Annotated in this window: 8 protein-coding genes and 1 other RNA gene; 8 read left to right on the top strand and 1 reads right to left on the bottom strand. The window is 45.5% G+C overall.

Features of this window, described 5'->3' with window-relative positions:
- Nucleotides 1–60 precede the first annotated feature (60 nt).
- The 6 genes from ACI35L_RS04220 (at nucleotide 61) to rnpB (ending at nucleotide 5,503) form a co-directional block, all read left to right on the top strand.
- The gene (locus ACI35L_RS04220; RefSeq protein WP_439802309.1) at nucleotides 61–2,328 is read left to right on the top strand and encodes a DEAD/DEAH box helicase; all 2,268 of its coding nucleotides are present in this window, start codon (nucleotides 61–63) and stop codon (nucleotides 2,326–2,328) included.
- Nucleotides 2,318–3,592: a ribonuclease H-like domain-containing protein gene (locus ACI35L_RS04225; RefSeq protein WP_049670602.1), complete on the top strand. Its 1,275-nt coding sequence runs from the start codon at nucleotides 2,318–2,320 to the stop codon at nucleotides 3,590–3,592. The genes ACI35L_RS04220 and ACI35L_RS04225 overlap by 11 nt, the downstream gene beginning before the upstream one ends.
- Nucleotides 3,593–3,677: 85 nt before the next feature.
- Nucleotides 3,678–4,049: a CotD family spore coat protein gene (locus ACI35L_RS04230; protein ID WP_197089917.1), complete on the top strand. Its 372-nt coding sequence runs from the start codon at nucleotides 3,678–3,680 to the stop codon at nucleotides 4,047–4,049.
- 72 nt (nucleotides 4,050–4,121) lie between these two features.
- Entirely contained in the window at nucleotides 4,122–4,676 is a 555-nt protein-coding gene (locus ACI35L_RS04235) for a DUF1273 domain-containing protein (RefSeq protein ID WP_049670603.1), read from the top strand.
- A gap of 72 nt (nucleotides 4,677–4,748) precedes the next feature.
- Nucleotides 4,749–5,060, top strand: coding sequence for a cell division regulator GpsB (gene gpsB / locus ACI35L_RS04240; RefSeq protein WP_049670604.1), 312 nt, complete (start codon nucleotides 4,749–4,751; stop codon nucleotides 5,058–5,060).
- 65 nt (nucleotides 5,061–5,125) lie between these two features.
- Nucleotides 5,126–5,503: RNase P RNA component class B (gene rnpB / locus ACI35L_RS04245), an RNA gene on the top strand.
- 110 nt (nucleotides 5,504–5,613) lie between these two features.
- Here the strand turns inward: rnpB and ACI35L_RS04250 are convergent.
- On the bottom strand, nucleotides 5,614–6,867 hold the full coding sequence (locus ACI35L_RS04250; RefSeq protein ID WP_439802305.1) for an MDR family MFS transporter: 1,254 nt from the start codon (nucleotides 6,865–6,867) through the stop codon (nucleotides 5,614–5,616).
- Nucleotides 6,868–6,971: 104 nt separating this feature from the next.
- On the opposite strand from ACI35L_RS04250, the gene ACI35L_RS04255 reads away from it, so the two are divergent.
- Together ACI35L_RS04255 and ACI35L_RS04260 are read left to right on the top strand one after the other, a co-directional pair.
- Nucleotides 6,972–8,618 (top strand): ABC transporter substrate-binding protein, encoded by a 1,647-nt coding sequence (locus tag ACI35L_RS04255; protein WP_439802306.1) that lies wholly within the window; start codon nucleotides 6,972–6,974, stop codon nucleotides 8,616–8,618.
- A gap of 98 nt (nucleotides 8,619–8,716) precedes the next feature.
- On the top strand, nucleotides 8,717–9,871 hold the full coding sequence (locus tag ACI35L_RS04260) for a THUMP domain-containing class I SAM-dependent RNA methyltransferase (protein WP_439802307.1): 1,155 nt from the start codon (nucleotides 8,717–8,719) through the stop codon (nucleotides 9,869–9,871).
- The last annotated feature ends 38 nt before the right edge of the window (nucleotides 9,872–9,909 follow it).

Here is a 9,909-nt window from a genome sequence, read left to right on the forward strand (position 1 = left end):
TTACAATGAGGACAGAAATGAGGTGTGAACGTGTTCAGGAAGAAAAGTTTAGCGGATATCATGAACGACCTGCTGACAGATGAACAATACAAAGACCAGATCAGCTTCTGGCATACGATTAATGAAAAGGAGGCAGTTTATGCGCCTTTTCCAAATGATCTTCACGAGCAATTGCGAACAGCCCTTGAAGCAAGAGGGATTTCTTCATTATATAGCCATCAAAGCGAAGCATACCGTTCTATTCGAGCCGGAAGGAATATAGTCGCCGTTACCCCGACTGCATCCGGCAAGACCCTTTGCTATAATCTGCCCGTCATCCAAACCATTCTTGAGAACTCGGATACGAGAGCCTTATATTTATTTCCGACAAAGGCACTGAGCTATGATCAAAAGTCAGAGCTGGAGGAATTAATCGATGCAGCAGAATTGAAGATTAACAGCTATACGTATGACGGTGATACACCAACAAGCATTCGGCAGAAGATTCGTAAGGCGGGGCATATTGTTATCACAAATCCAGACATGCTCCATTCCGGAATATTGCCTCATCACACGAAATGGGTTTCCTTATTTGAGAATCTGAAATATGTGGTGATTGATGAACTGCATACGTACAAGGGGGTCTTTGGCAGCCATATGGCGAATGTCATACGAAGGCTGAAGCGTATATGCCGTTTCTATGGCAGCGATCCGCTCTTTATTTGTACATCAGCGACGATTGCTAATCCGAAGGAATTAGCAGAGGCGCTGACGGAAACAGAGATGGTGCTGGTTGATAAGAATGGCGCTCCTGCAGGGAAGAAACATTTCGTCTTTTATAACCCGCCGATTGTCAATAAGCCCCTTAATATTCGAAGAAGTGCTGTCCTTGAGGTTCGGAAGATTGCCAGTGACTTGCTTCGGAATAAGATACAGACCATCGTGTTTGCCAGAAGCCGGGTTCGGGTTGAAATCCTTCTGACCTATCTTCAGGAGCTTGTATCAAAGGAACTAGGTCCTAAAGCCATCAGCGGTTATCGAGGCGGGTATTTACCGACCCAGCGCAGAGAAATCGAGAAGGGATTGAGGGAAGGCACCATTTACGGCGTTGTCAGCACGAATGCCCTTGAGCTAGGCGTGGATATCGGGCAGCTTCAGGTCTGTATCATGACAGGTTACCCCGGCTCCATCGCCAGTGCCTGGCAGCAGGCAGGACGTGCGGGCAGACGGCATGGGGAGGCGCTGATTATTATGGTCGCCTCATCAAGTCCGATTGATCAGTTTGTGATACAGCACCCTGATTATTTCTTTAATCGCAATCCGGAAACAGCGAGAATCAACCCGGATAATCTTGTCATTCTCGTTGACCACTTGAAATGTGCTGCCTTTGAGATTCCTTTCAAGGAAGGGGAACGATTCGGTGCTGCCGAAATCACAGAGATTCTGGACTATTTAGCGGAGGAGCATGTGCTGCATAAGAACAAGAATATGTGGCATTGGATGAATGATGCATTCCCGGCTCATGAGATTAGCCTTCGTTCAGCCTCACAGGAAAATGTGGTCATTATTGACCGTACCAGCCCGAAGCCGCGTGTAATTGGCGAAACCGATCGTTTCAGTGCCATGACACTCCTGCATGATGAAGCAATCTACCTCCATCAAGGAATCCAATATCAGGTGGAATTTTTGGATTGGGAAGAGAAAAAGGCATATGTACGAGAAGTAAAGGTTGATTACTATACCGATGCAAATCTGGCTGTACAGGTCGATGTATTAGAAATCGATGAGCGTAAGACAAGTGAGCAAACATCTGTGACATTTGGAGATGTATCCGTCAGGGCGATGGCGACGATATTTAAGAAAATCAAGTTTGATACACATGAGAATATTGGTTCAGGTCCTATTCACCTTCCTGAAGAAGAAATCCATACGAATGCCTGCATGCTTTCCTTGAATATGGGTCTGTCAGATTGGAAGGAGGAGCGGCTTGAAGAAGGCTTGATGGGTGCCTCCCATGCTTTAAGAGGAATTATTCCGGTGTATGTCATGTGCGACCCTGGGGATATCCATGTGTATCCGCAGGTGAAGGCCACTCATAATGATTTGCCGACTATTTTTGTCTATGACCATTATCCGGGCGGTATCGGTCTAAGTAAATATATGTTTGAACATAGCGCAGCCATCATTGAAGCGACGATTGATGCGATAGCGGCCTGTCCTTGTGATTCCGGCTGTCCAAGCTGCGTCGGCACAGAGGGAGGCGGCGAGACAATGAAGCAGGATGCACTTAAGATCCTGGCGATTTTCGCAGGCCGCTATGGAAAAGAGGACATAAAGCATGTCCATTAAACATAAACTCAATCGAATGAAAGTTCATCTAAATACGGGGAATGGCGATGTGAAGGCGAAGGAAGTCAGAGAGCCGGCTCTAAAGCAGACTGAAATTCCTCATTATGATGAATGGCAGGAGTATGGAGCAAGGGCTGTATTTATGGAAGAGGAGTATTGCCTTATTCGAGAGGTGAGCTACCCGTTAACTCACCGCCATGGCAAGTATACATTTGATATGCTTTTGGACATCGTCCGTATTTGGAATGAATCAGATTTGTCTCACCCCTTATCAGCTAAGGGGATTCAGGCTGATCAACTATTTTTCTTTGATACAGAAACGACCGGTCTTGGCACGGGAGCGGGTACCTCGATCTTTCTTCTTGGTTATGCATTCATTGAGGATGGAATGGTCAAGGTGCGTCAGCATTTTCTTCCGCGCCCTGGATATGAGCTTCCGTTCTATAAAACATTTTTTGATAACGTTCAATATGAAAAGCTTGTCACCTATAACGGAAAATCATTTGATTGGCCTCAGGTTGTCTCCCAGCATACGATGCTTAGAGGGCAGCTGCCTAAGCTCCCTAGGTTCGGTCATTTTGACCTTTATCATGCGGCACGCAGACTTTGGAAGAATAAGCTTGATCGCGTTAAGCTTGCTGTAGTTGAGGAAGAGGTACTTGGCTTTAAGCGGGAGGATGACATACCGGGCTATTTGGCTCCTATGATTTATTTTGACTACGTAGATCGGCATGACCCGGAAGCTATCTTTAAGATCATGAAGCATAATGAGCAGGATGTCCTTTCCCTCATTTCGCTGTATATCCATTTATCTGCCTTGTTATTGAATCAGGAGTTTGCCGAGCATGAGGATTCCTTTGAATTAGCAAGATGGTTCTCTGTGCTGAAGGAGAGAAACCGTGCCATTCAGTCATTCGAAAGAGGCATCACTGAATCGGCAGAGGAGGATGTACTGACCGTGAAATTTCATTTGGCGAATGAACATAAGCGGAGCGGCAACCTCCGTGCGGCGGCTGAGCTGTGGGAGGAAGCGGCTATGTCCAATAGGTCAGAGACAAAGGCACTGTCCTATTTAGAGCTTGCCAAATACTATGAGCATAGGGTGAAAGATTATGATACGGCCCTCAGTCATGCACAGGCAGCGCTGGATACTGTTGTGAAAAATCAAATTCAAAAAGCCGCCTTGAAGGCAGGAGAACTTCAAAAACGAATCGAACGCCTTGAACGTAAATGCCTTCAAATGCTAGAGCGAATAGGAAAATAGGTGAATGTCTCGGTGCAAAGCATACATGTCCCTCATACCTTATTAATGTAAGTACAACAGGATGATGAGAGGAGAGAATAAGTCTATGTATGGTCATCATAATTTCTGCGGTCCCATTTCGGTGCCGGGTTGCAATCAAACACAAGTTTGCCCGCCTGTTTGCCATGAACCTATTCAATTCGTGAAGGAAAATTGTTATACCGTTATCGTGCCGCATGTCCACCCTGTGCAAACATTGGAAGTGAATAATCACGTCTTTCAACATGAACATATGTACCCGCATTCTTATCAATGTGCGGACCCTGTATTTAACCAAGAAATCCAATGCGGTGCTCCATGCCCGCCAGCACCAGGGTGCGGTCCGTCAATGCACGGCGGTCCTATGTTTGGAGGACCAATGCACGGTGGTCCATCCCACCATGGTCATGGCCACCACGGCCATGGGTTTGGCTGCTAAAAAAGGAAAGGGGCTAATGCCTCTTCCTTTCTTTAATGAAATCATTTAGGATAAGCATCGGGAAGTGAAAAAATGGGTAAAGTAGTATTTGTAACCGGATATAAAGCCTATGAACTTGGGATATACGACCAAAGACACCAAGGGATTCCATACATAAAGAAAGCCATTAAAGCTCGTTTGCTGGACATGCTGGATCAAGACTTGGAATGGGTCTTAATCACGGGGCAGCCAGGCGTGGAACTTTGGGCCGCCAATGTGGTGTTCGATTTGCAGGAGGAATATCCTGAGCTTAAGCTTGGTGTGCTGCTTCCTTTTTTGAATCAGGAGGAGAATTGGAAAGAGGGCGTAAAGGAACAATATGAAGAGGTATTGCTTCAGGCGGATTATGTAGAGGCTATTTCTAAGAAGCCGTATGAGGGGCCTTGGCAGCTGAAGCTTCGCAATCAATTCCTGGTTGACAAGAGTGATCAGATGCTCATCCTCTATGAAGAGGAAAAGGATGGAAGCCCGAAATACAGCTGGATGGAGGCCAAAAAAAAGCAGGATAAAAAAGATTATCCGATTTTCCAAATCACCTTTTGGGACCTTGAAAGCTTGATTGAAGAAGAGCAATGGCAAGATTATTAAAAGGTAAATTGACAAACAGCACTTTTTTTGAAAAAATAAAAGTATTAGTCGTAGGAATTTGAGGTGAAGAAAATGCTCTCAGATAAAACCAAGTTGACAGCAAAAGATATCCTGGAGAAAGAATTCAAGACAGGGGTCAGAGGCTACAAGCAAGAAGAGGTAGATCAGTATCTCGATTTGATCATCAAGGATTACGAAGTCATGCACCAGGAATATGAGCTTCTTTTGCAAGAAAACATGAAACTGAAGAAGCAATTGGAGGATCAGCCTAAAAAGACTGTTCAACCGGTGCAGCAAACACCTGCGGGTACAACCAATTTTGATATTTTAAAACGCCTATCCAATCTGGAAAAGCATGTTTTTGGAAGCAAACTGTACGAGTAATAACTTCCAATGCAATTTTGGTTGCAATGTGTGGTTTTTGAAGCTATAATAACTTTTATGCGATAACGTCTGGGTAATCGCTGCAATGCAAATTGTAGAGGAAAGTCCATGCTCGCACAGGCTGAGATGCCTGTAGTGTTCGTGCCTAGCCCAATAAGCTAGGGCAGCCTGTTTCAGGCTGACGGCCGGGAAAGCACCTAAGTCTTTGTGATATGGTGCCGGTACCTATAAAAGTGCCACAGTGACGGAGCCTTTCTGGAAACAGGAAGGGTGGAACGAGGTAAACCCCGCGAGCGAGAAACCCAAATTTGGTAGGGGCGCCTTTCCTAAGGAAATGAACGATGGGAAAGGGCAGATTATATCTGAAGATAGATGATTGCCGCCGGAGTACGAGATTCTTCCAATCGATTGCAGTACGAAGGAACAGAACATGGCTTACAGGACGTTATCTAGGAAGCATAATGAATGAACATTGAAGAGCCTAAGGGCTTATGAAAGAATAAAGAAGCCGCCGACTTTCGTAATGAAAGTCGGCGGCTTCTTTTATGTTGATTTAATAATTTGTCTTTACAGCTCCTGTCTCTTTAACGAAAGCCTTTTTGCTGTACAAGGCGAGGTAGAGGAGAAGTGTGCCGGCTGTAACAATCAATCCCACATAGACGGACATCATGCTTGGAATTAGATAGGCTCCAAGTATGATAGAGAACCGTGCCATGAGTTCAGCACCATTATAAGCTGCTCCGGCAAAGGCGGAATAAGAGCCACGCTTGTCTGCAGGAATCATATTCGCTTGCTCGGTCGTATAGACAGGCGAATACAATAGTTCACCAATGGTAGCCACAAAACCGAATAGCAAGAGGACATACCAGGTATCAGCAGCTGTGATCACTGCATAACCGGTACCATAAATAATCAGACCAGTAATTAAGACAGATTTATTCGAAAACCGGCTCGCCATCTTTGTCACAAAGAAGGTCAAGAGAACGACGGAAACCATATTAAGGATGTTTAACATGCTGAGCATGTGGACCCCCTGTGCCGTAAACCCGAAGATGTTCACAGGATTAAAGTTTTCAGCAAGCCGGACGCCGATATAACTGTTCAGTGAGAATTCTGCCGAGAGAATAAGTGTGAAGCCGAGGACCAGCTTCACATACTGTCGGTCTGCTAAAGCAACCTGATAATTATCAATGATGTCCAAGAATAGATTCTTTCCGCTCTTGCTTTGAACATGCGTATGATTGTCAATGAGCCAAAAATGATAAGCGATGACAATCATGAACGAAATGAAGGATAAGACCATAAATAATTCCTTTTGATAATGCAAGTAGAAGAGCCCGCCCATTGCGGCACCGATAGCCATGGAAAGATTAACTTGCCAGTAATCGATGGCGTAGACGGCCCGTCGGTTCTCAGGGGTGGTAGAATCCATAATAATCGCTTGCATACATGGACGGCCAAGACTGCTTGTGATCAAGAATCCAATATAGGCAGCAGCGAAGAGAATGACCCAATCATCCTTAGGCATAAGACTGACTGTCATGCCGAGGAACATAAGAGTGCTTAAGGATGAAGTGATAAGCAGCACCTTTTTCCGTTTAAATCGGTCAGAAATATAGCCGCCCATCAAATTAGCCGCAAAGGTAATCATCACGGTGAAAATCAAGAAGAGTCCTGCCCAAATCTTATTGAGCTCCTGAGCGAAATAAAGGGCCATAAAAGGCATGACGGCACTTGATGCGGCCCGGTTAAAGAAGGATGTAATCAACCGAACCTTAATGTTTTGCGGCAATGTTTTGAAATTCATCTTGTATTCCTCCCTTCGTACGCCTTATATTAAACTAGACGAATTGTTTAGAAAATAGACAATTTTAGAAATAATGTCCAGTTTCATGAGAGGGGGGGATGTGTGTGGAACCGAAACTACTTACGCTTTGGCAGCATACCCGCACAGGGAAGGTCAAAATCAGTGAGCTGGCTGATTTGCTTTCCTTAAGTACGAAACAAACCACACGCTATTTACACAAATGGCATGAGGAAGGATGGCTGCACTATAAAGGAGGAACAGGTCGCGGGAGGTACTCTGAGATTACATGGCTTAAGGATGTGGAAGCGGTTTATGAGAAACGGGTACATGAGGTGATGAAGGACGGTAAGATAGAGGAATGTGCCCGTCACCTTTTATTGGATTGGTCGAGAGATTGTAAGCTTCGGCTTGTGAGTGACTTTCAAAGCCGGCTCGGCTATGAGAAGGATGGAGAAGACCGTTTGATTATCCCGAGAAAGAGACCCTTCATAACGACCCATCCGCTAAAAGCGCGGGATGTCCATAGTGCCAATCTGGTTGCTAATGTCTATGATCGGCTTGTATCAGTTGATGAACACAGCAGCGTACATCCTGCTCTGGCGCATAGCTGGGAGCTGAATGATGCCAGGCTGCGTCTCTATCTGCGGAAAGGTGTAAAGTTCCATGACGGTTCCCCCATGTCAGCGGAGGATGTATGTGACTGTCTTAGGAAGATGAGTCAGCATCCATTTTATGAAAGGATGTGGGCGCCTGTCTCAGCAATCAAGGCAAGAAGTCCCTATGTGATAGACCTTGAATTTCGCTATCCATGCCACTACGCTCTTCATCTCCTTGGAATCATGGCCGCGAGCATTTATAAAGAAGCTGGAGGGAGTCTATACGGAACAGGCAGCTTCTCTATTGTCAGAAATGATGACACAAAGACGTTGCTACATGCGTTTCAGGAATATTATAAGGAACGTGCCTTTTTAGATGAAATTGAATATGTACAGGTGCCGAGGGATTTTGAGAATCTCTACCGGTCGTCCGCGCAATCGGAGAATTATGAGACGTATAAAGTAGATAGCGATTTTGGATTTGGGCTGATTATCATGAATAGTTATCGGGATTCGGACATTGCCCGGGATGATGTGAGAGACTTTCTTCATTTTCAAGTGACAAAGCTCAGGCAGCAGCTTCGAGAGATTGATGCAAGATTGATTCCGAATGAACAAGGGTTTCTTGCAGGAATCAGTCAGCCATATGAGCTGGGAGAAATAAACTGTCCAGTCCTTCGTAAACCGCTGGTGATTCAAATGAGTGAATATAGCAGGCAGACTGCCGAACGCTTTAGAGAAATTCTTGTGAGAGCTGGATGTCCTGTTGAATTGGTACAGGTACCGTTTGCAGACACACTCGATAATGGCATCAATGACTATGGCTGCGATATCTTTTTCCATGGAGAGGTGTTTGAGATGGACCAGAAGTTCTCCTTCTTTCAGTTCCTGTTTGGCGGCACCTCTCCTCTTCAATCCGTTCTTGATGACTGTGTTGATATGGAAGCGTGGCTAAAACGGTATGCAATGACAGCTGTATCGGAGTGGATGCCGCTGCATATCGAGATGGAACGCTTTTTGATAGAAACATCACGAGCTGTTCCTCTTTATTATTCTAAGAGAAGCTTTCTGTTTACGGATGACCTCATGGATGTAGAGACCAGATATTTCGGGCATGCTGATTTCTCCAAGCTGTGGATGAAGCCAAGCTTCTAAAAAATCGATTTCTTTTTTCCTCGATAAGGTTTGCAATAGGCGGGGGGGAGTTGTATCATTAAAGGCGCAAACGGATAGTAAATGAATAGGGTGAAATTATGAAAATGACATTAATCGCGACGGCCGCTATGGGGCTTGAAGCGTTAGTTGCGCAGGAAGTGCGCGACTTAGGATATGAATGCACAGTAGAAAATGGACGGGTCCTCTTTGAAGGGGATGAAACCGCCATTGCGAGAGCGAATATGTGGCTCCGGACAGCTGACAGGGTGAAGATCCTTGTTGGCGAGTTCAAGGCGTACACATTCGATGAGCTATTTGAGAAAACAAAGAAGCTCCCATGGGAGAATTATTTAGATGAAACAGCTGAATTCCCTGTCCTTGGGAAATCGGTTAAGTCCAAATTATTCAGCGTATCAGATTGCCAGGCTATCGTAAAGAAAGCGATTGTTGAACGCATGAAAAAAGCGTATAAAAAGGACGGCTGGCTTGATGAAAATGGGCCATTGTACCGAATTGAGGTTGGACTATTAAAAGACCGTGCTACTCTTACGATTGATACGACTGGACCGCAGGCACTTCATAAGAGGGGCTACCGGACCGGACAAGGGGAGGCGCCTCTGAAAGAGACCTTAGCTGCAGCACTAGTAAAGCTCACGAACTGGACACCAGATCGCCCGCTTGTTGATCCATTCTGCGGCTCAGGTACCATCGCAATTGAAGCGGCCATGATTGGCCAGAATATCGCACCTGGATTTAACCGTGAATTCGTGTCTGAAACATGGCCGATGATCGATTCAAGCATATGGGATAAGGTCCGTGATGAAGCGGATGAACTAGCGAACTATGACCAGCCGCTTGATATCTCCGGCTATGACATTGACCACCGTATGGTTCAAATTGCGAAGGACAACGCCCTCGAGGCCGGCTTTGCTGACCTTATTGAGTTCAAGCAAATGCAGGTAAAGGACTTCACGACAACAAAGGAATATGGCGTCATTATCGGTAACCCGCCGTACGGTGAGCGATTAAGCGACCGTCCGTCTGTTGAACGCATGTATAAGGAAATGGGCGAGGTCCTCAGACCGTATGACACATGGTCTGTTTATATGATGACCTCTGATGAGAACTTCGAGCAATTCTACGGAAAGCCGGCAACGAAGAAACGCAAGCTGTTTAACGGCTTCATCCGTACGGATTATTATCAATACTGGGGCAAAAGACCGCCTCGCAAGACAGTAACTGAAACTGAATAATGTTAATGAAACGCTGAGCCTTTGCTCAGCGTTTTTTT

This window comes from Pradoshia sp., assembly GCF_051873915.1.
Taxonomy (GTDB): Bacteria; Bacillota; Bacilli; order Bacillales; family Pradoshiaceae; genus Pradoshia.

Bases quoted from the DNA above. Each gene is read 5' to 3' on its own strand.
- gpsB (WP_049670604.1), top strand. From the start codon at position 4,749: ATGCTCTCAGATAAAACCAAGTTGACAGCAAAAGATATCCTGGAGAAA.
- ACI35L_RS04220 (WP_439802309.1), top strand. From the start codon at position 61: ATGAACGACCTGCTGACAGATGAACAATACAAAGACCAGATCAGCTTC.
- ACI35L_RS04260 (WP_439802307.1), top strand. From the start codon at position 8,717: ATGAAAATGACATTAATCGCGACGGCCGCTATGGGGCTTGAAGCGTTA.
- ACI35L_RS04225 (WP_049670602.1), top strand. From the start codon at position 2,318: ATGTCCATTAAACATAAACTCAATCGAATGAAAGTTCATCTAAATACG.
- ACI35L_RS04235 (WP_049670603.1), top strand. From the start codon at position 4,122: ATGGGTAAAGTAGTATTTGTAACCGGATATAAAGCCTATGAACTTGGG.
- ACI35L_RS04230 (WP_197089917.1), top strand. From the start codon at position 3,678: ATGTATGGTCATCATAATTTCTGCGGTCCCATTTCGGTGCCGGGTTGC.
- ACI35L_RS04250 (WP_439802305.1), bottom strand. From the start codon at position 6,867: ATGAATTTCAAAACATTGCCGCAAAACATTAAGGTTCGGTTGATTACA.